This is a genomic window from Helicobacter didelphidarum (genome assembly GCF_003364195.1).
Taxonomy (GTDB): domain Bacteria; phylum Campylobacterota; class Campylobacteria; order Campylobacterales; family Helicobacteraceae; genus Helicobacter_A; species Helicobacter_A didelphidarum.
The window spans coordinates 1-22,733 of the sequence record NZ_NXLQ01000027.1 but is presented as its reverse complement, the minus strand read 5'-3'; the positions used below and the strand labels follow the sequence as shown (position 1 = coordinate 22,733).

Annotated in this window: 25 protein-coding genes and 1 pseudogene; 17 read left to right on the top strand and 9 right to left on the bottom strand. The window is 32.1% G+C overall.

The window, feature by feature from the left end; all coding sequences use genetic code 11:
• Nucleotides 1-169 precede the first annotated feature (169 nt).
• Together CQA53_RS08955 and CQA53_RS08950 are read left to right on the top strand one after the other, a co-directional pair.
• Nucleotides 170-865, top strand: a complete 696-nt coding sequence (locus CQA53_RS08955) for an AAA family ATPase (RefSeq protein ID WP_115543661.1) — start codon at nucleotides 170-172, stop codon at nucleotides 863-865.
• 1 nt (nucleotide 866) lies between these two features.
• Nucleotides 867-1,139 (top strand): hypothetical protein, encoded by a 273-nt coding sequence (locus CQA53_RS08950; protein ID WP_115543660.1) that lies wholly within the window; start codon nucleotides 867-869, stop codon nucleotides 1,137-1,139.
• 150 nt (nucleotides 1,140-1,289) lie between these two features.
• Here the strand turns inward: CQA53_RS08950 and icmH are convergent, their stop codons facing one another.
• The gene (icmH, locus tag CQA53_RS08945; protein WP_115543659.1) at nucleotides 1,290-2,060 is read right to left on the bottom strand and encodes a type IVB secretion system protein IcmH/DotU; all 771 of its coding nucleotides are present in this window, start codon (nucleotides 2,058-2,060) and stop codon (nucleotides 1,290-1,292) included.
• Between the two features lie 10 nt (nucleotides 2,061-2,070).
• Nucleotides 2,071-3,471 carry a type VI secretion system baseplate subunit TssK gene (tssK, locus tag CQA53_RS08940; protein ID WP_115543658.1) on the bottom strand — a complete coding sequence of 467 codons (1,401 nt, stop codon included), beginning with the start codon at nucleotides 3,469-3,471 and terminating at the stop codon, nucleotides 2,071-2,073.
• A 588-nt stretch (nucleotides 3,472-4,059) separates the two neighbouring features.
• Between tssK and tssM the strand changes: the two genes are divergently transcribed.
• From tssM to CQA53_RS13655, 11 genes and pseudogenes are all read left to right on the top strand, one after another.
• Entirely contained in the window at nucleotides 4,060-7,584 is a 3,525-nt protein-coding gene (tssM, locus tag CQA53_RS08935; protein WP_115543657.1) for a type VI secretion system membrane subunit TssM, read from the top strand.
• A 31-nt stretch (nucleotides 7,585-7,615) separates the two neighbouring features.
• The gene (locus tag CQA53_RS08930; RefSeq protein WP_115543656.1) at nucleotides 7,616-8,509 is read left to right on the top strand and encodes an FHA domain-containing protein; all 894 of its coding nucleotides are present in this window, start codon (nucleotides 7,616-7,618) and stop codon (nucleotides 8,507-8,509) included.
• Between the two features lie 73 nt (nucleotides 8,510-8,582).
• Nucleotides 8,583-9,089, top strand: coding sequence for a type VI secretion system contractile sheath small subunit (gene tssB / locus CQA53_RS08925; RefSeq protein WP_115543655.1), 507 nt, complete (start codon nucleotides 8,583-8,585; stop codon nucleotides 9,087-9,089).
• 2 nt (nucleotides 9,090-9,091) lie between these two features.
• Complete coding sequence (gene tssC, locus CQA53_RS08920; RefSeq protein ID WP_115543654.1) at nucleotides 9,092-10,552, top strand: type VI secretion system contractile sheath large subunit; 1,461 nt, start codon at nucleotides 9,092-9,094, stop codon at nucleotides 10,550-10,552.
• A 36-nt stretch (nucleotides 10,553-10,588) separates the two neighbouring features.
• Nucleotides 10,589-10,981: a type VI secretion system baseplate subunit TssE gene (tssE, locus tag CQA53_RS08915; RefSeq protein WP_115543653.1), complete on the top strand. Its 393-nt coding sequence runs from the start codon at nucleotides 10,589-10,591 to the stop codon at nucleotides 10,979-10,981.
• Nucleotides 10,981-12,708 (top strand): type VI secretion system baseplate subunit TssF, encoded by a 1,728-nt coding sequence (gene tssF / locus CQA53_RS08910; protein ID WP_115543652.1) that lies wholly within the window; start codon nucleotides 10,981-10,983, stop codon nucleotides 12,706-12,708. Before tssE ends, tssF begins: the two co-directional genes overlap by 1 nt.
• A complete protein-coding gene (gene tssG / locus CQA53_RS08905) occupies nucleotides 12,705-13,697 on the top strand; it encodes a type VI secretion system baseplate subunit TssG (protein WP_407918850.1) in 993 nt (330 codons plus the stop codon). Before tssF ends, tssG begins: the two co-directional genes overlap by 4 nt.
• A 486-nt stretch (nucleotides 13,698-14,183) precedes the next feature.
• Complete coding sequence (locus CQA53_RS08900) at nucleotides 14,184-14,873, top strand: hypothetical protein (protein ID WP_181882410.1); 690 nt, start codon at nucleotides 14,184-14,186, stop codon at nucleotides 14,871-14,873.
• Between the two features lie 4 nt (nucleotides 14,874-14,877).
• Nucleotides 14,878-15,345 carry a type VI secretion system lipoprotein TssJ gene (gene tssJ / locus CQA53_RS08895; RefSeq protein WP_181882409.1) on the top strand — a complete coding sequence of 156 codons (468 nt, stop codon included), beginning with the start codon at nucleotides 14,878-14,880 and terminating at the stop codon, nucleotides 15,343-15,345.
• Between the two features lie 146 nt (nucleotides 15,346-15,491).
• On the top strand, nucleotides 15,492-15,770 hold the full coding sequence (locus CQA53_RS08890; protein WP_115543650.1) for a hypothetical protein: 279 nt from the start codon (nucleotides 15,492-15,494) through the stop codon (nucleotides 15,768-15,770).
• Between the two features lie 8 nt (nucleotides 15,771-15,778).
• Nucleotides 15,779-16,066: pseudogene (locus tag CQA53_RS13655) on the top strand (virulence factor).
• Here the strand turns inward: CQA53_RS13655 and CQA53_RS13605 are convergent.
• Nucleotides 16,050-16,175, bottom strand: coding sequence for a hypothetical protein (locus CQA53_RS13605; RefSeq protein ID WP_281271183.1), 126 nt, complete (start codon nucleotides 16,173-16,175; stop codon nucleotides 16,050-16,052). The pseudogene CQA53_RS13655 and the gene CQA53_RS13605 sit on opposite strands and share 17 nt — an antisense overlap.
• A 625-nt stretch (nucleotides 16,176-16,800) precedes the next feature.
• Here CQA53_RS13605 and CQA53_RS12195 point away from each other — a divergent pair.
• Both CQA53_RS12195 and CQA53_RS08880 read left to right on the top strand, forming a co-directional pair.
• Nucleotides 16,801-16,992: a hypothetical protein gene (locus CQA53_RS12195; RefSeq protein WP_147290021.1), complete on the top strand. Its 192-nt coding sequence runs from the start codon at nucleotides 16,801-16,803 to the stop codon at nucleotides 16,990-16,992.
• 499 nt (nucleotides 16,993-17,491) lie between these two features.
• Nucleotides 17,492-17,926, top strand: coding sequence for a hypothetical protein (locus tag CQA53_RS08880; RefSeq protein ID WP_115543649.1), 435 nt, complete (start codon nucleotides 17,492-17,494; stop codon nucleotides 17,924-17,926).
• On the opposite strand, the gene CQA53_RS08875 is transcribed toward CQA53_RS08880, so the two are convergent.
• The 5 genes from CQA53_RS08875 to CQA53_RS08855 all read right to left on the bottom strand — a co-directional run bounded on the left by CQA53_RS08875 (nucleotide 17,918) and on the right by CQA53_RS08855 (nucleotide 20,663).
• The gene (locus tag CQA53_RS08875) at nucleotides 17,918-18,244 is read right to left on the bottom strand and encodes a hypothetical protein (RefSeq protein ID WP_115543648.1); all 327 of its coding nucleotides are present in this window, start codon (nucleotides 18,242-18,244) and stop codon (nucleotides 17,918-17,920) included. The genes CQA53_RS08880 and CQA53_RS08875 overlap by 9 nt on opposite strands.
• A 291-nt stretch (nucleotides 18,245-18,535) precedes the next feature.
• Entirely contained in the window at nucleotides 18,536-18,667 is a 132-nt protein-coding gene (locus tag CQA53_RS13600) for a hypothetical protein (RefSeq protein ID WP_281271182.1), read from the bottom strand.
• 569 nt (nucleotides 18,668-19,236) lie between these two features.
• Nucleotides 19,237-19,632 (bottom strand): hypothetical protein, encoded by a 396-nt coding sequence (locus CQA53_RS08865; RefSeq protein WP_115543646.1) that lies wholly within the window; start codon nucleotides 19,630-19,632, stop codon nucleotides 19,237-19,239.
• Nucleotide 19,633: 1 nt separating this feature from the next.
• Nucleotides 19,634-20,113 (bottom strand): hypothetical protein, encoded by a 480-nt coding sequence (locus tag CQA53_RS08860; protein ID WP_115543645.1) that lies wholly within the window; start codon nucleotides 20,111-20,113, stop codon nucleotides 19,634-19,636.
• A 76-nt stretch (nucleotides 20,114-20,189) separates the two neighbouring features.
• Nucleotides 20,190-20,663 carry a hypothetical protein gene (locus tag CQA53_RS08855; RefSeq protein WP_147290020.1) on the bottom strand — a complete coding sequence of 158 codons (474 nt, stop codon included), beginning with the start codon at nucleotides 20,661-20,663 and terminating at the stop codon, nucleotides 20,190-20,192.
• A gap of 387 nt (nucleotides 20,664-21,050) precedes the next feature.
• On the opposite strand from CQA53_RS08855, the gene CQA53_RS08850 reads away from it, so the two are divergent.
• Nucleotides 21,051-21,359: a phage terminase large subunit gene (locus CQA53_RS08850; RefSeq protein ID WP_115543643.1), complete on the top strand. Its 309-nt coding sequence runs from the start codon at nucleotides 21,051-21,053 to the stop codon at nucleotides 21,357-21,359.
• Nucleotides 21,360-21,706: 347 nt separating this feature from the next.
• Here the strand turns inward: CQA53_RS08850 and CQA53_RS08845 are convergent, their stop codons facing one another.
• The gene (locus CQA53_RS08845; protein WP_115543642.1) at nucleotides 21,707-21,982 is read right to left on the bottom strand and encodes a cyclic nucleotide-binding domain-containing protein; all 276 of its coding nucleotides are present in this window, start codon (nucleotides 21,980-21,982) and stop codon (nucleotides 21,707-21,709) included.
• A 200-nt stretch (nucleotides 21,983-22,182) separates the two neighbouring features.
• Here CQA53_RS08845 and CQA53_RS08840 point away from each other — a divergent pair, with 200 nt between their 5' ends.
• Nucleotides 22,183-22,665 (top strand): hypothetical protein, encoded by a 483-nt coding sequence (locus CQA53_RS08840; protein ID WP_115543641.1) that lies wholly within the window; start codon nucleotides 22,183-22,185, stop codon nucleotides 22,663-22,665.
• The last annotated feature ends 68 nt before the right edge of the window (nucleotides 22,666-22,733 follow it).

Below are 22,733 nucleotides of genomic sequence, written 5' to 3'. Positions count from 1 at the left end.
ATATTATTATATATTATTATATATTATTATATATTATTATATATTATTATATATTATTATATATTATTATATATTATTATATATAAAGTTAATATTGTATTTTATATAAAAATATATTATAATCAATATTTAGTATTTTATACCATAATAATATAAAGGAGATGTCCAAATGATAATAGCAGTTGTCAATGAGAAAGGTGGTAGTGGCAAGACAACCATAGCGGTAAATCTAGCTAGTAGGTTAGCTAAAGATGGAGATAAGGTAACACTTATAGACGCAGATCCACAAAATTCAACAGAGGTGTTTTCAAACAATAGGAGTGAATCCGGATTACCTCCATTGTTCTCTAATATCTCTAAAGTGGGTTCATCATTGAGAGATGAAATAATGCTTCAAAAAGATAAAAACGATGTGCTTGTGATTGATACAGGGGGAAGAGATAGTAAGGAAATGCGCATTGCTATGAGCAAGGCTAATTTGGTGATTATCCCAACTATCCCAAGTCAATACGATGTGGTGGTGATGGATAGAATGCTAGAGGTATTTGATTTGGCAAAAGAGAGCAATGAGGGTTTGCACGCCCTTGTAGTGTTTAACAAAATATCTCCCAATCCCTTTCTATCAAAGGATTTAACGGACTTGAGAGAATATGTCCTAGAATCTATCCGCGAAAAGCAATTCAAAGATATTCATATTTTAGATTCGATGATTTATGAGAGGAGGGCATATAAGAAGTGCGTAGAGGAGGGCAAGACACTTGATGAATTTTGCCAAAAGGCAGAAGATAAGGCATTAAGCGATTTTGAAGCTTTTTTTCAAGAGGTTGTCAAAATTGGCAATCAAATTTTAGAGACAAGGAATTAATATGGCGTTCAAAAGACCGCCCACAAATGTGGCTACTAAGGTAAAAAGCGAAGAGAAATTCATACAAGAAGCACGAGGTGAGACTACACACGATATATCTCCTCATGCACAAGATTCTAAGCCCTTGATAAAAGCAATGAATATCCCGCTTCCCATCAAAACTATCGAGCGGATTAAGCAGTATCAATCAACACAAGCAAGGAAATTTGAGACACAAAGCTATATCTTTAATGAAGCCATAAATGCGTGGTTGGATAGTAAAAAGTTTGATTAAAGGTTGGGTAGTTGTAATAGCAAATCTCTGTAATCAGGAGATTTGGCTTTTAATTTTAATCTAAGGTTTCCTAGCCTTAGTTGCTAGGGAAGTAGTTTCTCACTTATCCTTAAATAATGCTTATTTCTTTAGTGTCCGTTCTGTAATAATTTATAAGCCCTTATCTTCCAAGCTCTCAATAAGCATAGATTCTATTATTTTGTTATTTTCATTGACTTTCCATAATGAATAGCTAAATGCGATGAGGATAAGGAGTAGTGGAGCGAGGAGAAATAGCATTTTAGTGTGTCTCACCGCACGCGTGGAGAGCATCGCAAGTAAATCTGCTTTGTGTGCTACCTTACTAGATTGATTGAATATATCCTCTTTAGATTCCATACTTGGTGTGATAGCAGAGCAGATATTATCACAAAGATAGAGAATCTTCTCCTTGCAATCTGGCTCAATATCAAATTTCCCTCTGTATCCTAATATCAAACACACATAGATAAATTCTAAGGTATCTTTATTTTTACTTGGATTTTCAAGCCATTTATCCATTACCCCAAAGAATTTATCACCACCTTGATTTTCGTTAAAAAGTCTTATAGTAAGTGGATTATTCGCCCAATAACTATCGATAAAGATTTCGTTTTTCATTAGGCTTTCATCGATAAATACACATACGCAATATCGAAGTCGTGTAATATCGACTTCATCATAGATTTTGAGATTTAAAAGCGTGGCATTTATGGAGAGGATTTCATTCAACATATCTTCTCTTAATTGTTCCACGCTCATATCAATTTTACTCACCAATGAAAGTCTATGTGCGAGCAACAACAATGGCAGATAATAATCAAGGGCTTTGTTGGTCTCTAGCCCCCGAAGCTTGCTTAGCAAGAGGAGGGAGGGTTCTTTTGTCGCAGTAGAATCTTGCATTTTATCTCCTTTAGCTTAGTATCGCCCATATTTTTATATCAGGATTTAGAATATTTGTCGTGATATAGAGGCTTATGATATTTTCATTTTTAAATGCCTCAAAGCTCTTGTCGCTTTTATCAAGCTTATAATACACATAGCCATTGAGGTGGGGCAAGGAGGAGGGGATAAGCGGGATTTGCTCGATATTTATCCCCTTCAGCTGGGAAGCTACGATATTTCTAATCTTTGATTGTGTAAGAATCTTGCATTGTGTCTTAAAGTTCGCTTGGAGATATTCAAGACTTGAAGTAGAACTCACCGCTAAGAATATCTCACTATTTTCGATTATCCCTGCATTATCAAACATACAATCATAGAATCCATTGCCCACATTCACGACATTTGCCATGATATATTTTGGAGCGATGATTTTAGCAAATGTAATGCGGAGATTATTAAGAATTGGTGTGATTGTCTCTGTGAGATTGGTATGATTGTAAGGGATAAAATGGCTGAATTTCTCATCATTTTGGAATGCCATCAAGTCGGCTTGAAACTCTATTAATTTATCATAGAGATATTCTGGGTGGAGTTTGTCTTTGTATTTGAGTGTCTGGAAAATAAGATTCCATTTTTTTAAGAGATTAAGTGAGAGATAAGTGCTAAAATCAAGCGTGTTTTTGGTTTGGTCAATACCTTTAAAGATAAGAGTAAGTGAATCTTTGTGCTGTTTTGTGCTATGTATCATCTCATCGATAAACATTCTTACCATACTTATCTTTGCAATATCGAGGCTTGTGGGGATAAAGCTATCGTCAAGCGTGATTTTGTTATTAGAATCTATGTTTTTAATCTTGCATATCGGGATTTCAAGCTCATTTGGGGATTTATTACCTAAGAATCCTAGAGAGAGGCGAAGCGAGGCTAAGAGAACATTTATCTTTTCTTGTGAATATGAAGTATTAATCGTCTCATCATCGCTAAGTTGTATGCTCTCTTCATTCTTAAGCTGCATTTCATCGTGAATCCTTGAGCTAATTAATGCCTGTGTGGCGATGTATTTAGAATCTGCAATGGCATTTTGTATCGAAATATCAGCGATTGTATCGAGGCTTGTTTGGATTCTAAGTGTGATGATTGGGTTTTTGAGATTGCTATTAGAGATTTCAAGCGGGATAGGGAGCAAGTCCTCTTCTGGAGCATTAAACACACTGCCATCTTGTGCGATACCTGAAATTCTTTGCACCGCGATTTTGCCCTGTGAGAGCAAATCACTGGCAAGTTCAAGATGTAAAATCCCATAGAAATAATTATGAAGTGCGATAGTTTTTTGATTGATATTGCGTTCCATATATCGCTCTTGTTGTTCGAAATGCACTTTATCTATGCTCATACCATTGAGCCACGCTACTTTGAGATTGTTTGCCATAATCGTCCTTTAAATTATGTTGATGTTTCTAAGTTATATGAATAGATTTCAAGGGTTTATAATCAAAAAATACAGGGATTTTGTTGCCACTCACTAGCTCTTAAAGTAGTCATTTATAGCACCTTGAAGTAGCATTCGTAATATTATAACACTTTTTAATAGAATGTGGGGCAAAATATTGTTTTATCCCTATATGTAGGATTATACCGCAAAAATAATGCTATTTTTGGGTTATCCTGCGAAATATTTTCATACAAAGATTCTCTCTTTTTATAATAATTACCACAAAAGCAAAAGGAAGTAGATAGAGTTAAATAATCTATCTCATCATCTCTATATTCATCTAAAACTTTGACAATCTTTGTTTTTTGTTCTGGTGTTAATCTGTTATTGATTCTATAACTTTCAATAAATGCAGCACAACGACTTTTTATCTCATTTGTAATTGGAATTAATTGTAGTCTGTTGTGGAAATTGTCGAAGTCATTTTTAGTTTTGTTCTATACTTATCCATTGTAATTTTATATAGATAAATTAAAATATTTTTTGGCTATAATGGCATTTCTATAAATACAAAGGTATCGCGGGATGTTGAAAAAAATCTTAGGCATTTTATTCTCAAAGACGGCTTTGATTGTTTTAAGCCTTATTGTGTTATTTGTCTTGAGTGCATTATTTTGGTTTTATGGCTCGTTGTTTGCTTTTAATGATGTGTATATCTTTGGGAAGCCTTATGTGCGGGCTATTATCATCTTTATCGTGTGGCTAACAATTTTTTTATTTTTTTTATTACGGAGAATAATCGAATTTATCAAGAATCTTAAAAATCCCGATAAAGACAAAATAAAGGACATTCAAAAAGAAGCGGACACATTCATTTATCGAATGAAACGCAATTTTAGTCTTTCAATCAAAGATGCAAAAAATACTTGGAGGCATTTGAAGTTAAAAAAGCTCCCACTTATCGTGATTATCGGCGATGAGGGAGCAGGGAAAAGCACATTTATTAATTACGCAAATATCGAATATCCGCTAAGTGATAGCCTTGAATCTTATAAGAAACTTCATCAATCAACCAAAAATTTTAGCCTTTATATCTCTAAAAGTGGTGCATTAGTCGATACAGAGGGAAATTATTTTACACAAGAATCTCTTTTTACACCACAGAGTAGTGATGAAATGCCTGAAGATGATATAGAGAAAAATAAAAATTTCATCTTAAAGAAGAATATTTGGAAAAAGTTTCTTCATTTCTTAAATAAAAATCCATTTTATCACAAGCTAAGTGGGATTGTGCTTGTCATTGATACTCAGCTTTTTTTGACACAGCCCAAAGAATATTCTACAAACATTATTCGTTATCTAGTAAAGCGGATAAATGATATTGAGAGTGGCACAAGCACAAGATTCCCGATTTATTTTGTATTTAGTAAACTTGATTTGATTGATGGTATGGGAGATTACTTGCGAATCTTTAGTGAAAATATCGCAGATAATACTTTAGGGGTAATATTTGAGAATCCTAAGTCGTTAGATTCTGCACTTTTGCATAAAAAATTCAGCGAATTGTATCAATCATTACAATATTATCTCATCAGTAAAAATAATCTTATCCACAATCTTAAATCCAAAAATAGAGCATATTTATTCCTCAAACAACTCGATAATCTTTTTGCTTTGATAGTCGAGTTTATCCTCTTAGTAAAAGAAGAAAATAACTTAAAAAATAAATCATTTATCAAAGGTATATATTTTGTGAGTGCATATCAAGAAAATATCCCTATTAATTATCTTTATGATACAATATGTGATAAGTTTTCTATCAAGAAACCATTTGCACAAGCACTCAATAATTACACTAAACAAAGCTATTTTGTTAAATTCTTACTAAGCAATGTGATATTTAAAGATTTTAGTGCAAGCAGTGCGATAAAACAACTATGGAAAAAGCTTGCTATAGCGATACTATCTATCTTTGCATTATGGATTACATATAGTATGAGTAGTTTTTATATCCACAAAGCACAGCAAGAAAATCAAATTGCATTAGAGAATGCAAAAGACTTGGGGATTTTTCTAAAAAAATATGATACATATCATACATTAAGCATTGAAGAAAAAGTGAAATTTATCCAGAATCTTAGATTTATATTAGATAAATATCCACGCCTTTTTACTGAATCTAACTTGATGAAATATCCATTTTTAGATATTACTTATGAAGCATTTGAGCCAGCAAAAAAAATCTATATAGAAAGTATTAATAAGCTTTTAGCCGATACACTTATAATCGAACTAGAAAATATCTTACGCACACAAAAAGATGAAAATAGTCTCATCAGGGCTTTATACATCTACAAAGCCCTCTTTAATCAGCAATATTTAGACAAGGATTTGCTAAAAGTGTGGTTGCTTAATAATTGGGAATTATTCAAAAAATACAAGATTCCACAAGAAGATTTGCTTGGTTGTGTGGATACGATTATGCTTTTTGAGAGTGAGGAAAACAAGCAAATCAGCCTTGAAGCGAGCAAAAGAATCTCTCAAATCACGCGAATCCGTCGTCTTTATGCACTCTTAGAATTTAGCACATATAAAAACAACATAAAGTCTCTCTATACACTCAAAGAAGATATTGGATTTAGCTTTGATGAGAATTTTGAGAATAGTCCCGCATTCACATTTGATAGCATTTACACTAAAAGAGGCATTGGGAAGCTTTTAACAAATATCAACACACACATTGATGATACGATAAGGCGAGAGACTTGGCTACTTGAAGATGTCGCGACAAATATTATCAAAGATGATGATAGAATGGTCCTCTCTATCGGAATAATTAAGCTTTACCTGCAAGAATATCAGCTCAAGTGGCAAAATTTGCTTGATAATATCAAGCCTAAGCCGTTCAGCACAAAAGAAGCGGGGCTAAATCGCTTACTTACACTTTCAAAGAAACAAAATGCGATAAATCTCCTTATTAGTGCGGTAAGTAGCAATACCAACCTCAATGACCCCTTACTCTTTAAATCTGCCTATGAGATAGGATTGCCAGCAGCTGAAATTAAAAATATCTTTGCTACCTTAGGCAATGCCTTTGTGGGCTATCACGATATCGCAAAAGAAGATTCTTTGGTAAGTGATTTAAGTCAAAAAGTGGGATTAGAAGATACCTCAAACCTCAAGACGATGGAGGTTATCAATAAAGATATGCTTACCCTCTACACAAAGCTTAATGAATTTCTTCATGTAACACAAGATAAAAAAGAAAAGATTAACTACGCTCTAAGTGAAGAATTGCCCAAAGATGACCCATTTATGGTATTGCAAAATGATTTGTCCCTCTTGCCTATTGAATTACGCAAATATTATATGCTCCTCTCAAACAATGCATGGAAACTCATCGAAGCAAGTGCTATCGCTGATTTGAATATAGCGTGGAGTAAGGAAGTGCATAATAGCTTTATCAATGATATTGCCCCATATTATCCTTTCAATCTCTCAAGCAAAAATTCTCTCTCAATGGATAGTTTCAAGGCATTTTTTGGTAAAACAGGCACTTGGAATAAATTTTATGAAGAATATCTCCGCAATATGATTATCAAAAAAGGCTCCTCATATAGTATCAATCCAATGTATGCCTCTAAGCTAAGCCTTTCCGTAAGCTTTATGCGCTCTATTGCAAACATCGCCACACTATCAAATCTGATGTTTGATACGAATAACAATCTCGCTATCTCTTATAGCATAGAGAGTGTCGATTTATCGCCAGAGTTTAATTATGTTACTTTTGGCTATGATACGATGATGAGATATGACCATACTTTTAGCACGAAGCTTGATATAGTGGCAAATCACTTTAAAGATTCAAGTATATTGGAATTTAATGCTACAAATCATAACAATATCATGGAATTTTCTAAAAAATATACAGGTGAATGGGCGTGGTTTAAATTCTTGCATGATATTGAAAGAATGGGGAATACATACTCCCTCATTTTCAATAACAATAAGCAAATGTATTTTGATATGAGAATTCGCTCAAATAATAATTTAGATATTATTATCAAAACTCTTCCAAATTTTACAATCCCTGCAAGGATAACCCAATAGGATCTAATTATTTTAATTTTAGGAGGAGCGTATGGAGCAAATCGCATTACAGATAAAGAATATCGATAAAGTCAAACAATGCAATATGAAGCATTATATCATCAACGAAGATGGCGGGAGCATAGGGAGCGGGAATGAATGCGGTTTTGTCCTCCAAAGTATAAATGGCAAGATTCAAGCAAAGCACGCTGAAATCAGCTTTGAGGAAGGCTCATTTGTCATTACTTGCGTAGAAGATAGCGAGATTTTTTATAATGACTCATTCTCAAAATTAGCATTAGGTTATGAAGTAGCAATCAATTTTGGCGATACTCTCAAAATCGGCGATGTAGAACTCCTTTGTATCTCACCTGATACGATAGATACGACACTTGAATACCACAAAGAAGACATCAAAGAAGTGCAGACATATAACAAGCTAGATAATATCACAATCGAGCCTAAGGGCAAAGTAGATGGGATAAATTTAGAATCTACCAATATGCTTGATGATACGATACATAATCTCAATGACACACTTGAGATTGCACCAAAGCAACATATTACTAGCGATATAATCAACAAAGACAAAGATATAACCATCACGAAGACAAATCTTAAGAGCTTTATTCGCCATACTATCGATAAATTATTCACACCTCCAATCAAACGAGATTCTACCTCTCATAGCTCAAAAGATAAGAATATGCAAGATATTGAAGCCATAATCGAGAATATCCCGCTTTTACAATCAAATAAGATTATTAATCTCTTAGTTCTTACCCTTATGATAAAGGAGTTAGATACCCCGATATTTGAGGAGATAAGCGGTATAAGTTTTGTTGAATATATTACACAAATATTGCAAGATGCTATTGAAGGCAATAAAGAACAAATAGAACAAGTATTGCTAAAAGCATTAAGCAAATATCTCTCAAAGCAATAAGTGTTTTGGAATCTTAAAAATCTTTAGTATAATACTAAATTAACAGTATTGAATTTGATTACAAAGGAAAAGTATGGCAGATGGTTCAGTTGCTCCAAAAGAGCGAATAAATATTACTTACAAGGCAAAGACAAATGGTGTAAATGCGGAGATTGAGCTTCCGTTAAAGCTTATGGTGATGGCAAATCTCACAGGTGGGAGTAAAAAAGTTCCTTTGGAAAATAGAGAGGTTGTTTCAATCAATAAAATCAATTTTTCACAAGTATTGCAGCAATTAGGCGTGAAAGCGAATTTTAATGTCAAAAACAAGCTCAATCCAGAATCTGAAGAACTCAATGTCGATATTAATATTTCAAGTATGAAGGATTTTTCACCAGATGGTATTGTCAAGCAAGTCCCAGAGCTAAGGAAACTTATCCAACTTCGAGAAGCTTTGCTTGCACTCAAAGGTCCTATGGGCAATATTCCAGAATTCAGAAAAGCGGTTTTGGAAGCTTTGAGAGATGAAAACACAAAAGCAAAGCTTTTGCTTGAAATCTCCAAAGAAAGCGAAGCAAACACAGATGACAAGAAGGAATAAATATGGCAACAAAAGAAACTAAAATGGTTGATAGTTCGGTTATCGAACACATTATGGGAAAAAGCAAATATCTCAAAGAAGATGAGAGCTATAGTATCGCAAAAAGAGGCGTGGCAGAGTTTATTAGTGAGATTGTGAAATCTCCTAATGTCGAGGAGAAGATCAATAAATTCGCACTTGATGAGATGATAGCCCATATTGATGATTTAATCTCACAGCAAATGGATGAGATTTTACACAATGAGGAATTTCAAAAGTTAGAATCCACTTGGAGAGGGCTATATTTCCTTGTTGAGCGGACAGATTTTAATGAAAATATCAAAATTGATTTACTTGATATTACCAAAGAAGAAGCCTTAGAAGATTTTGAGTTAAACCCCGATATAACACAATCAACTCTTTATAAAAATATTTATTCAGCAGAATATGGGCAATTTGGTGGTGAGCCAGTGGGGGCAATTATCGGGGATTATGAGATTACTACGGCAAATACTGATATGACTTTCTTAAATAAGATGGCTTCCATTGCAGCGATGAGCCACGCACCATTTTTGACTTCTATGGGGGCGAAATTCTTTGGACTTGAAAATTACGCAGAGCTTGCCAATATTCAAGATTTGCAAGGCTTATTATCCGGTCCCCAATATACGCGTTGGAGAACTTTTAGAGAGAATGAAGATTCGAAATACACCGGGCTTATGGTTACAAGATTTCTCACTCGTTCGCCATATAGCACTGAAAATAACCCTATCAAATCCTTTAACTACACTGAAGATGTGAGCAAATCACATAATCATCTCCTTTGGGGAAATTCAGCCTATGCCTTTGCGACAAGATTAGTAGAGAGCTTTGCGGATTATCGTTGGTGCGGGAATATTATAGGACCACGAAGTGGCGGTGCAGTGAAAGATTTACCAATGTATTTTTATGAGAACTTTGGAAGCATTCAATCAAAGATTCCCACAGAAGTGCTTATCACTGATAGGAGAGAATATGAATTATCCGAAAATGGCTTTATCGCGCTTACATTACGACGCGATACAAATAATGCTGTTTTCTTTTCGGCAAATTCATCGCTCAAGCCCAAAATTTTCCCAAATACGCCAGAAGGCAAAGAAGCAGAGACGAATTATCGCTTAGGCACACAGCTCCCCTATATTTTTCTCATCTCACGCTTAGCTCATTATTTGAAAGTCTTACAACGAGAAGAGATAGGCAGTTGGCGAGAGAGGCAAGATGTCGAACGCGGATTAAATGAATGGATACGACAATATATCTCTGACCAAGAAAATCCGCCTGCAGAAGTGCGAAGCAGACGCCCTTTTAGAGGAGCTCAAATTGTCGTATCCGATGTCGAAGGTGAGCCGGGTTGGTATAGGATAGAACTCTTAGCGCGTCCTCATTTTAAGTTTATGGGTGCGAATTTTGAGCTTTCTCTAGTCGGCAAGCTTGATAAAGAATAAGCGACAATCTTGGATAAAATGTGGATATGAAATGCTATGTCTTTGCTTGATAGAGTGATTCATAATTTAGATGAGCAATATAAGGGCGTGGAATATCATGAGAATCTCATAAAGGATATTAAAAATCACATACATATCCTCCTTAATAGCAAGCTTGATGATTGTATGAGTATGAATGCGTTAGGATTACCTGATATTTCGCAAGCCAATCTTGATTCTGGTGAGTTTGCTGTATTTATGGCACGCGAGATTCAGTCTCTTTTGCAACAATATGAAAATCGCATCATACTGCTTTCAATCTCCTATGACAATTCACTTAGCCCATGGCAATTATCATTTGATATTCGTTGCTACTTTAGCGATGATAGATTTAGTGAATTTAATATCCACATCACTTTTCGTAATAATCGTTATTGTGAGGTATCCTAATGCAAGATAATATCTATTACTACAAAAAAGAGCTTGATTATCTCCACAAAATGCGCACTCTTTTCGTGCGTAATTTCCCTAAACTTGCTCCATTTCTTGACTATAATAGCAAAGACCCAGACATTGAGCGATTAATTGAGAATTTTGCTATCCTCACTTCTAAGCTTCATCAAGAACTAGATTCTAATATCCCACTACTCGCAGAATCCCTCATCAATATCATCTCTCCTAATTACACCAACCCCCTACCCTCTGTATGTATCCAAGATTTTACCCTCTCTCCTGATGCAAAAGCCCTTAAGCTTTTCCTCCCTAAAAATACCGAAGTGCATTCTATCCCTATCGATGATGTCGAGTGTCGCTTTAAAACACTCTATGATGTGTGGCTTTATCCGCTGCAAATCACTGATTGCACGATTTCAAACGCACACGATACGCATTCACTAAGCCTTGATTTGATGACGAGTAAAAGCGATATAGCGATTGCCTCACTTGATATTTCGCATTTGGATATATATTTGGGCAATGATATTTATACCTCAAATACGCTTCTTATGTGGATTTTACATTACTTAAAAGAAATTATTATTTTCTTTGAGAATGGTGAAGAGTTTAGAATCCAGCCTAGTTTCGTTACACATAGGGGATTAGGAGAGGGTGAGAGTGCCTTTAATAGCGGTGAAAATGGCTTTGAGGCATTTGCACTTCTACAAGAACTCTTCTTTATCCCAGAGAAATTTAATTTTATTCGTATCAATAAGCTTGATATATTAAAGCGTTGCAATGCAAGGGGATTTCGTATGAAATTCAATTTTACCAAGCCCCTACCTGCTGTGTGTATCCCACGAGCTGAAATGCTTAGCCTCTCCGCAAGCCCGATAGTCAATGCTTTTCCTATTTCTGCTGAACCAATCATTAACAAACACGATAGAGAATCTTATAGAATCTTTATCAACCAAAACAAGCCTCAAGGCTATGAAATAGTCGAAGTAGTAAGGGTCAAGGCACACAATAGCGATACAGGAAAGCGAATCTTGAAAAATTACAAAAGCTTTGAGCGATTTGGAATCTTTGAGAATAATCGACTCAACGACTTTTATAGCCTCTCATACAAAAAAGATGCTTATCAGACGCCCCACAGGCATATTTCATTTTTTTCGCAGACAAATATCACAGAGACAATATCGATTGAGACGATTGCGTGCAATAAACATCTCCCATCGCATTTAAAAATCGGTCATATCAATAAGCTAAATAGTAAAGACATTATCACAAGAAATATCACTCTACCTACACCAATGAAGCAAGTGGAAATTGATGGAGAGCTTTTATGGAAGATTGTCTCTGTGATTTCATTTAACTATCAAAGCCTTTTGGATAAGCCAACCTTCCTCACAGCCTTAGAATCTTATAGCTTTCATCTCCACAATGATACGGATAATATCGTCAAACGCTTTGCCAAAGCCCTTGTAGAGATACACTCCAAGCCCATATATCGCCTAAGCAATATGATTACCAAAAAAGGCACGCTTTGCATAATGAGTATCGATGAGAGCAGATTCTATTGTCTAGGGGAAGTGTATAAAATGGGCTTAGTGTTTGCGAAATTCTTCTCTCATTTTGCTTCGATAAATTCATTTTGTGAATTACAAATACGAAGTATCAATAAAGACACAATCACCACGATAAACTATCCTTATAAAGACGGCTCAAGGGCAATAATGTGAAAGAGACAATACAGCAAAATATTACTTTAGAGAATCTCAAAGCCCGAAGTGATAGCAAAGATTTACACGCACTCACTCCTACAAGCGATTCATTTTATCAAAGCTATAGAGATTTATTGCAGCACTTTAAGCAAGATGATATATTTTTGCGCGTTAATAATATGCTTGGTTGTCCTCATAGAGAGATAGATTCTATTCGTATTGATGATAAAAGGGAGAATCTTTTTGTAGAATTATTTGTGAATTTCTTAGGATTGCAAGGAGCTAGCTCACAGCTCCCAAGCTATATGCTTGATAAACTCGCAAGGAATAATGATGGCAGCGATGGCTGGAGCTTGCTATTTGATTTTTTTAATCACTATATACTAAGAATCTTTTTTGATATAGTCGCACTAAAGAGCTATCCTCGAAGTTTTGAGGGTGATTTTGAGGATAAAATCTCTCAAATCCTTTTTCATATCTTAGGACTGCGAGATAAGCAAGTTGCACGAACCTATCTGCCATTTTCGCCTATCATCTTAAGCCTTAGGAAGCCAAAAAACTATATAGAGAAAGTGCTAGAGATAAACTTCAATCTCAAAAATAAAATTTCTATTATAGAAAATGTCGCTCATCATATCCCTATCCACCCCCAACAACAAAATAGATTAGGATACTCAAACAATATCTTAGGCAATGGCTTTATCATCGGTAAAAGCGTGATTTCCTATCAAACGAAAATCGCTATACTCATCAAAGATATAAGCTATCAAGAAGCATTGAAATTCTTCCCTACTTCACAGAGATTTATGGATTTGAGGGAAGCGGTGCTTTTCCTCACGAATTATGAATTCGCTCTTGACTTGCATTTACTCATCAATCATAGCGATATAATGTCTATCAAGCTCGGTGCAAATGCCCTCAATAATACCGCAAAAATCGGGTTGGGTGGCATACTTGGCAAGCAACGACAAAGCGTATATTTTATCAAGATAAAAATGTGGGGATAAGGAATGTGATATAAAGAGGAATAAAATAGAGTATGCAAGCGTTTGAAGTAATTGAACTAGGAGATATTACAAATAATTCAGGAATGAAATCCTTTGAAAAGAATTTTAAAAAAGAAAAGCAATATGCTGACATCAAAGATGAATAAAAGCGAGAGGTAGCAATAAACAAAGAGATAAGCGGATTAGGGAAACTCAATGCTCTCTTCTATATCTTCACAATGCTTCATCTAAACAAGCATCAAATTATCTCTTGCAAAAACTACTAGGCTATATACTTTTAGATGAGTTAAGAGGAGTAAGCAAAAATAAAAACTGCTATAATACTTGTATAGATATCCTCAGTGATATAGCTAATGGTAATATGAATACAGATAAAAAGTCCAAACCCTAAAGCAATAGGACATTTAGCTACTACAATAATAATGGAGGATGGATTATGGACAGGATAGTTTCAAAGATATTTGCTTGTTTTATCAAGGAGAAAATATGAATGAAAGATTAAAAGAAATAGCAAAAACCCAAGATTATATTATTGCACAGCATTCGATTATTATGGATATTGACAAAACAACATGTGAATTAGAGTTTGCCAACGAAACACGAGAAAATACAGGTAAATACACAAATGAAATTACCAACCTTCTTATAGATGCTTGGCAGAGAATGGAAGAAGTAAAGAAAAAGTATAAACCAAACTACCATACAGGACAGAAGTCTAATTTATCAGAGTTTAAAGCAATCCAGAATCCTTATTATAAAGAACCTATAAATGGAGTTATAGCTCCATGGACGAAGGCTGAAAAAGCGTATTATGAATCTTTAAAAACAAAGAGAGAGAGAGATAAATATCTTGTCATTCAAAGTGGGATAAGAAACTCTGTGATAGATATACCACTAGATGCCATAGCGAATATAGATGAAGATGGTAATCTCATCAATGAAGAATATAGAGAGTTCTATGAGATAGTAGGGAGAAATAGAGGCTTAGCCCATCTAAGTAATACAAGTTTAGCAATAGCTGAATGGGATATAGCAGCAGATATGCTAGGAGATATAAAGGGATTTAGCGGAGGAGAAACTGCTGGTTTTATTACGGCAATGTATAGAGAATCTTTCCCAGCAAAACTAAGAGCAAAGATACTAGATTATGCTAAAAAGCATAATATTAAGGAGTAAAATGATGAAATATAACATAAATTTTATCGTAAAGCTTACATTTTTTATCCTCCCTCTTATTGTATCTATCATATTAACTGCTTGTTCTCGTAATATTGATATTGCCTTAGAAAATATCGAAAACTCTAATCTCAACAATCGGGGCGACAATGTCCCTGTTACCGCAATAATCTATAAACTCAATGACATTAAGAAATTTCGAGACGCAAGTGCATTTGATTTGCTTTATCGTGAAGATGTGATACTTGGTAAAGACAAAATAGATTCTATTAAGATGCAAGTAAGTCCAAATGAAAAGGTCGCTGTTACTACTATCGATAAGAAAGTCGCATATATCGGGATATTAGTCATCTATGTAAATACAGAGGGAAAAAGAATCAAATCCTATGTCAAAGTCAAAGACATAAGGGGCATAAGAGATACAAAGGTAAGCTTTACGATATTTAAGGAAGGAGTGTATTTTGTAGAATAGAGGTATTGTTACTAGCGATAATACCTAATAATAATATAAAAACTAAATCTAAAAAATAACAAAATAACCCTTAAATATTGCCTTATTCACGCTATTTTGCTATAATTAAAATATTAAAAAAGTATCGTGAATAAGGAGGTTTGATAATGTTAATTAATGAATTCGTTGTAAAAGATTCAGACTTACAAAGTCTTGATGAACAGGATATAAATGTGCTTGAAAAAATGATTAAAGATGATTTCCAAGAATTTGAACAACTAAAAGAGTTTAATTTGTCTAAATTGATTGAATATAAGGTTAAATCTTTCATTGTTAATAAAGGTAAGGTTAATGAATTTGTCTCACGAAAAAGCTGGGTAAATCTCTCTTTTATGAATAATAATAATGAATCTGTTGAATTAAATCTCGGGTATAGGTATCAATAAATATAATCATGTATGCAGTAACTTTTGATATTGATACAAATTACCTAAGTGATAATAATATCACAAATAGCAAAGCTTATACAGATATCCATAAATTTATGGAATCTCATGTCTTTAAATGACAACAAGGAAGTGCATATTTTGGAGATGAAACAATCAATGCTGTTACTTGTGTAACAACTATTCAAGAATTAGCAAAAACTATCCCTTGTTTTAGTATCTGTATAAAAGATATTCGTATGTTAAAAATTAAGGAAAACAATGATTTAATGCCAACAGTTAAAGAACTGCTTTAATTGTATAACCCATTCTTTCTAACTCTTTCCAAAATGGAAATACTTCAATCTTGAGTTCATACCCTAAACCTACAAAGAGAAGCAAGATAAGATTATAAGTTACTTTCATCAACTACCGAGTATTTCTCAGTAGTTCGGAAATTCCGACAGAATCTAAAAAACCTATTTAATCTTTCAAGTAAAAAATGAAAAAAATCTTTTGTTTCTTTGGATCAGACAAATAAATACTTCATATTAATAAATTTAATTTTTATTTTTTTATAGTTAGTTCTTTAAATTTTTTAAACTAAAAATAAAGATAATCTTGTAGTATAAATATCTATTTTCCGATATATCTTTTTAATGTGTTGAATTTTTAAATTTAAAGAATTTTCTACATATTAGATTCTATTCAATCAAGTTTCAACACTCAAGTATTCCTTTACAACTGAAAAATCTTTAAATTTTCTTTTCTTATTTTCACTACATGTTGTCATCAAAGAGAGAAGTTTTTATATTATGCTTTCGTCATTTTTCTTTAAATTTTTCTTAATAACAAATCTGTATATCCATATTTTACGCTATAAAGAGTATATCTTTATCAAATTTCTTACATATCTTTCTTTTCTTTCTTTTTCTCATTTAAATTTAAAGAAATAAGTTATTTTCAATTTCTTTTTATAACTTTTATTCTTTCTGTTTAATCAATGCGTAAGCATTGTATTTTTTCCTATTGGGATAATGAGTTAGATTTTTTGAGCCTTTGTCCCCTCAAATCTTTCAATATATTTGGGGCAGATTTACTCTTACAAAAAGTAAGAGCTACAACAAAAGGAAGTTTCTTTTTCGCTGTTGGTCTAATCGAGAATCATTCCATCGCTCCTAAGATGTATAAAAACACGCGGTCGCCCTGTAATGTCCTTTATCCATGCACTTCAAGTGTTTAGGATTCATTCTTAGTCTGTCAGAGTATTCACTAGCATTAACTCTCGGCGGGATATACCTTATTGGTTCGCTGTCCTTTTAGTCTCTTTCGAGATTGGAGGCGTTCCTAAGCTTTGTTACCTTACTGACTTAACGCAACTTAGCAAACAAGATTTATCATTCAAAAAAAGTTCTTTCAAAACTTCTGCAATGTGGATTTATACTTTAAAGTTCAAGAAAAATCAAGAAACCAAAGTATCACTACAAAAGCTTAACGATAGTAAATCATTAGCTAGTATATGCCCTTACATATCTCAAACAGAAAAACCACAAGCGTAAAATCTATACAAATAGCGCATAAAAGTGGTTATTTTATGGAACAATAGGATTGTGTGGTGGATTATAATGTAATTATACTTAAGTATTGCTTAAAAAATAATAAATAAAATATAACATATATTTTATTTATAAATATTATGTATTTATGCTATAATTTCAAAAAAATATTAAAATCGGTGTTATATGGGACAAACTATTATTAAAATTTTAAATCAACAAAAAAGTGAAGATGTTAAGTTTTATAAAGATAAGCTTATATTCTTTTCAAGGTTAGATGGTAAAACATTATATTTTTTAATGTATATGATACAAGAATTAGTAGATTACAATAAAAATTATATTGAATTAACAAATAGCTTTAGGACATCATGTGAAAAAAAATTGAATTTTAAATTGGGAGGCAATAGTGTTCCTTTGCACCTTATGAAATTAGCTAAGAATGGATTTATTAAAAAAGTAGGAAACTCAAGGTGTCTTTACAACCCACACTTATTCTACTATGCCGATGATGAAGTGGCTAAAACTATGCAAGAGAATTTCATTTGTGATTTTGACTATGAGAACTTAAAAATCACTATTTCAAAAGTCATACATGATGACAAAGTATATTTAGGATAGTTTTGTTTTATAGAGTTTGAGTATCTTATATTTTGATGAACTTTTGTGTCTTTCCTCAAGACTGCTTCCATAGAAAAACTGATTAATAGAGATATTTTTACTATGCAAAAAGTCTAAAACTTGATTGTATGGAATAGTGTTTTGAAATTTTCTTTGTGCGAGTGTATTTGGATTTATTTGAAGTGCTTTTGCTACCAACCCAACCAAGCTGTGTATTGTGGAAGTTGTGTTTGCGTTTGCATGTTTCTCTTTATGAAAAATAATTTTTTTCTCATTGATGAAAGTGTGAGAATATAATACACTTTCCTCTTGAAGCAAAAGAGAAACTACAAAGCGTTAAAGTGATTGTAGAAAAGGGCTTATAATGCCTCCTAACCGAATATCTAGCATATCGTTTAGTTAAAATTTATAATTTTTTTATAAAATTTTAATACATTTTGTTAAAAAATAACAAAATTAACAAGAATATTGTTATAATTAGCTTAATGTAGATAAGCATTTTACCACCCCCTTTCTTAGCCCATAGCTAGAATTTGGGGTATTTGTCCCTTTAAGCGACAACTTAAAGGGACATTCTAATTATACCACATTAAACTTACAATTCAACAATCAAACTTTCACATATAAATTAATATTAAAATTCACTGGTGTTACATCGTTATGGTCGTCTTTGTAGATTTTACTTGAACGCGAAGCATTAATCATTGCGTAATTTGCCTGTCTATCTCCAGGATTATTCATCAATTGAACATATTTATTCGAATACGATTGAGAAACTTCAATGCACCCTTCGTTGTGATTTACTGGAGACCAGTCGAAGCCCTGATATCTATTTATTAATTTCCCACTCACATTCGGTAAGGCGGGTTCTTGAGTTTGGGAGAAGCAATATTAATCTAATATTATTTTACTTATTCCATATTCTCTGCATAAACAAACAAAATTATCAATAAAAGAACAATATGTATTTACTTTATTCATATTTTTAACAAGTGTTTCTATATGTTCTCTCTTTATAGAATTTATATCAGGATACAATTCAAACAACTTTATAAGAATTTCCATTAATTCACATTCTTCGAGGCTATATGATAATTGATTATCGATAATTTTATTTCTAAAATCCATTATCCAAAAGGGGTAAAAATTTAGTCTTTTAATTATTGTTTCTTTATCATTATTAAACACGATATTTGACATATTAATCCTTTTATTGCAAACTCTTTATAATCTCATTCCTTTTTATTTCATACTCATTAGTAGGATTAGCATATAAGAGAGAGGAGAGAAGCAGAAAGAGACTAAGGGGTTTAGAAATCATCTAAAAGCTCTTTGAGTTTTGATTTTTTTACCTCTTTTTTAGGTGCATTCTCAGATTCATATTTTTTACAGATACTAGCAAGATAAGCTTTTACCATGTCATCATCTATTGCACTATCATTACTTAATTGCGACCTTAATTTGCATACTTCATTCATTTTTGGCTGTATTTTGTTTTCTAGTGCTTTAGCTTCTTTTGAGTCTCCTTTACCTTTACTAAATAATTCTAAATGTTGTTTTTGCAAAGTCATTAATTCTGTCGCTTCAACATTAAGCTTTTCTAGTATCTCACTATCATTGTTATTATCTACTCTATTTCCTAGTATTGCCACAGCTATAATGAACCCAACAACACCGCCCCAAATCATTTTAGATTTTTTACTCATGTTATTCCTTAATTATCTCTTTACGCTTATCACAAACTTCGTTAGTTTCAACTTCGTCATAAAGTTTAGTATCATTGTATCGCAGTTTTAAACCCTCAAAATATTCTCTTTCATCTGCATTAAGCTTCGCATGAGATTCACAAATTTTTTTATAATTACCCTTAATTCTATCTCTATATAATTTTAATGCTTTTGCATCAGATTCTGAAACTTTAGCCTTATTTATAAATTCATCAAGAGTATTAAATTTAATTTTATTATTCTTATCATACTTTGTAAAAAGTTCCTCTAGTTTTTCATTGTTATCAGTGAGTTTTACAGCACTATCAACAAATTCACAAATAGCAACATTTTTCTTTTGAAGCTTACAATGTGTAGTATCTTGCCATTGTTTTACTTTAAAATTCTCAACCTCAACCTTAGCATTAGCAAACAAAATGCCACTAAATAAAAACAATAAAGAAAAAATTATTTTTTTCATGTGTGTTCCTTTCATTATAAAATACAAAAGTATAACAATATGAAAATTAAAAATAGCTTAATCCTATATATATCAACTAATGAGTAAAATTTATATATTTTTCTAAATAATTAGTATATATGGTAATACTATATTCTAATGATAATGAATGATTAAAGAGTGTAGTAGCATTACTTCTATACATATTATTATTTATATTTTTTAAATCATCTAATACAGAATCTGCAACACAATCTTTTAAATTTGTTTTATATTTGCTTTCATTTTTATAATAATTATAAATAATCTTAGCAAATATATCTTTACTTTTAAAATTGCAAAATATACAATCATCATGTGTTTCTTGCTCCATATCATCATATACATTAAAGAATGTATAATCATGTTTGATAAAATCTAAATCTCTTTGCATAAAAACATTACTTAGACAATTATTTATGTTTTCACTAATACCACAAATACTATTATATTCTGATGAACTTATTGTAGGTTGTATAAAATCTCGCTTATTAAGTGGCATACCCTCTAAATTAAATTTTATTTCCCGCACAACAATTCAATTTCAACAAAGAGCAAGTAAAAAAAGAAAAACAAAATGACAACAAAGAGATACAAATCTCTTATGAGTTTTTGGGGGATTATGAGGGAGAGAAAAAATAATAATAAAAATATTACTATTAAATTAATTAGAATACTATTATTTTTACTATACTTCTATTATTTAAGTTTATTTTTATATTACTTTAAGAATACAAAAATCTTGACAATTTCCAAAAATTCTTAAGGCATTTTTTCGCTTAAGAAAACTTTTTGCAAATAGTTCTATTTTTTAGAACTTTGTATCGGAGCATACAGCTTAAGAAAACGCAAATTGTCAAGATTTTCTGCTTAGAATTATGAAAATATCAATTTTCATACTTTTATATATTGGTGGGCTATGAAACAACATATTAAAGCAAAAGTTTTGAAGCCTTTTATACCTCTTTTTAAGGGAGATTTAAAAGGATATAGGGAGCTAATATACTCAAGTGGTAGGGGTATGGGTAAGACAAAGCAAATCGTTCAATATGGATTTTTTCGTTGTCTTGAGAAAAAGACTTTTGTTCTTTGTTTAAGGAAATATGAAAAATCACAAAAATACTCACTCATTACAGAATTTAGAGAATTAATAGAAAGTTTCAGAATCCAAACTCAAGAACAAGAATACACATTATACAATGAAAATGTGTTGGACCTTATAGCATAATTTCTTATAAAACCATAAAATTACCAATAAATAGAAATTATACAATAGTTATTTTATATTGTATTGCCTTAATAGATAGTATGCTACAATATAGCAAATACTAGATTATGGAGGATAGCCATTAACGCCAAAAAATGCTATACATTTTTAACAAAAATAGCATAATCTCTGCGAGGCTCACAAAATATGGTTTTGTTGTTTCAAAATTTTCTCCAACAAATAACTTTTACAAATTTTATAAAGGATAGTAATGGCAGAAAGTAAAAATTATTCTATACGATTGAATGATAAAAATAATAAAAAGATACAAGATTTAAAGAATCATACAAATGCCTCAATAAATACTATTATAAATTCTTTTTTATCTCTCTATAATATTCACTTATAATATACCGATTAGAATCTTTATATATTAATTCTTTTTGCATTAATGATTTTAACAATCTTTGTAAATGCCCTCTTGAAATCTGCAATAAATCACTTAAACTTTTATTTGTAACTTTAAAAGCTGGATAATGTGGATTATTATTTATGTAGTGTAACATGTCTAGCACTATGGTTTCACTTTTACTAATTGATAGATTTATTAATAGCTCTAAATCTATGACAAAATTGCTTTTCATCTTTAAGCTCTCCTATTATGTAGAATAGGATTCTGTGGCATTGTGGCACACATCTGTGTCAATTTAGGTTTTACAATGCCCTAGAATCCGTGCTTAAAGAAGGATTGTTAGATTCTATAATCTTTAGTAAAACTGCTAAATTGATTAAGATTCCACAAGATACAAATTTTATGATTTTAATGCGATTATAGGGATAAATAATGGCGATACTCTATCTTAGTTTATTTCACAGCACAAGCTTGTTTATCAAACCAATTCTTATAGCAATATGGCTATTTTATCTTATAATTGCTCCTATTTTACTTGATAGATTATCTCATAAAGTATTTTTTCGCTATATTTTTACTTCAAAAAGCTTTTTTCTTGCATGGAATCTTATAATTCTATGTGTTCTTATCACACCTTTTATATATGCTGGTAGTTTTAGCAATATCTTTGCATGGATAATATTTATAAATTCACTATTTACAGGATTAAGCACGATAAGTATAAGCTTATTAATGTATTATTTACAAGGGCGATATACGACCAAAAAACGACATTCGAACTTTTTAAAATCATCTCTAGTTTTTATTACAAGCTTGATAGTGTCTATTTTCTTTATCATTGATATTATAGCTTCTAATTTGCTTTGCACTTTCTTTTATGGTTTTTACTATCATTCAACCCTTTTTATGTTATAATCCTCTTACTATCAATATCAGCACAAAGGACTTATCATGGCACAACCAGCATATATTAAGATAGAAGG

Excerpts from the sequence above, each read along its gene's own strand:
- CQA53_RS08955 (WP_115543661.1), top strand. The coding sequence starts at position 170 with ATGATAATAGCAGTTGTCAATGAGAAAGGTGGTAGTGGCAAGACAACC.
- CQA53_RS08950 (WP_115543660.1), top strand. The coding sequence starts at position 867 with ATGGCGTTCAAAAGACCGCCCACAAATGTGGCTACTAAGGTAAAAAGC.
- icmH (WP_115543659.1), bottom strand. The coding sequence starts at position 2,060 with ATGCAAGATTCTACTGCGACAAAAGAACCCTCCCTCCTCTTGCTAAGC.
- tssK (WP_115543658.1), bottom strand. The coding sequence starts at position 3,471 with ATGGCAAACAATCTCAAAGTAGCGTGGCTCAATGGTATGAGCATAGAT.
- tssM (WP_115543657.1), top strand. The coding sequence starts at position 4,060 with ATGTTGAAAAAAATCTTAGGCATTTTATTCTCAAAGACGGCTTTGATT.
- CQA53_RS08930 (WP_115543656.1), top strand. The coding sequence starts at position 7,616 with ATGGAGCAAATCGCATTACAGATAAAGAATATCGATAAAGTCAAACAA.
- tssB (WP_115543655.1), top strand. The coding sequence starts at position 8,583 with ATGGCAGATGGTTCAGTTGCTCCAAAAGAGCGAATAAATATTACTTAC.
- tssC (WP_115543654.1), top strand. The coding sequence starts at position 9,092 with ATGGCAACAAAAGAAACTAAAATGGTTGATAGTTCGGTTATCGAACAC.
- tssE (WP_115543653.1), top strand. The coding sequence starts at position 10,589 with ATGTCTTTGCTTGATAGAGTGATTCATAATTTAGATGAGCAATATAAG.
- tssF (WP_115543652.1), top strand. The coding sequence starts at position 10,981 with ATGCAAGATAATATCTATTACTACAAAAAAGAGCTTGATTATCTCCAC.
- CQA53_RS08900 (WP_181882410.1), top strand. The coding sequence starts at position 14,184 with ATGAATGAAAGATTAAAAGAAATAGCAAAAACCCAAGATTATATTATT.
- tssJ (WP_181882409.1), top strand. The coding sequence starts at position 14,878 with ATGAAATATAACATAAATTTTATCGTAAAGCTTACATTTTTTATCCTC.
- CQA53_RS08890 (WP_115543650.1), top strand. The coding sequence starts at position 15,492 with ATGTTAATTAATGAATTCGTTGTAAAAGATTCAGACTTACAAAGTCTT.
- CQA53_RS13605 (WP_281271183.1), bottom strand. The coding sequence starts at position 16,175 with ATGAAAGTAACTTATAATCTTATCTTGCTTCTCTTTGTAGGTTTAGGG.
- CQA53_RS08880 (WP_115543649.1), top strand. The coding sequence starts at position 17,492 with ATGGGACAAACTATTATTAAAATTTTAAATCAACAAAAAAGTGAAGAT.
- CQA53_RS13600 (WP_281271182.1), bottom strand. The coding sequence starts at position 18,667 with ATGAATAATCCTGGAGATAGACAGGCAAATTACGCAATGATTAATGCT.
- CQA53_RS08865 (WP_115543646.1), bottom strand. The coding sequence starts at position 19,632 with ATGAGTAAAAAATCTAAAATGATTTGGGGCGGTGTTGTTGGGTTCATT.
- CQA53_RS08860 (WP_115543645.1), bottom strand. The coding sequence starts at position 20,113 with ATGAAAAAAATAATTTTTTCTTTATTGTTTTTATTTAGTGGCATTTTG.
- CQA53_RS08850 (WP_115543643.1), top strand. The coding sequence starts at position 21,051 with ATGAAACAACATATTAAAGCAAAAGTTTTGAAGCCTTTTATACCTCTT.
- CQA53_RS08845 (WP_115543642.1), bottom strand. The coding sequence starts at position 21,982 with ATGAAAAGCAATTTTGTCATAGATTTAGAGCTATTAATAAATCTATCA.
- CQA53_RS08840 (WP_115543641.1), top strand. The coding sequence starts at position 22,183 with ATGGCGATACTCTATCTTAGTTTATTTCACAGCACAAGCTTGTTTATC.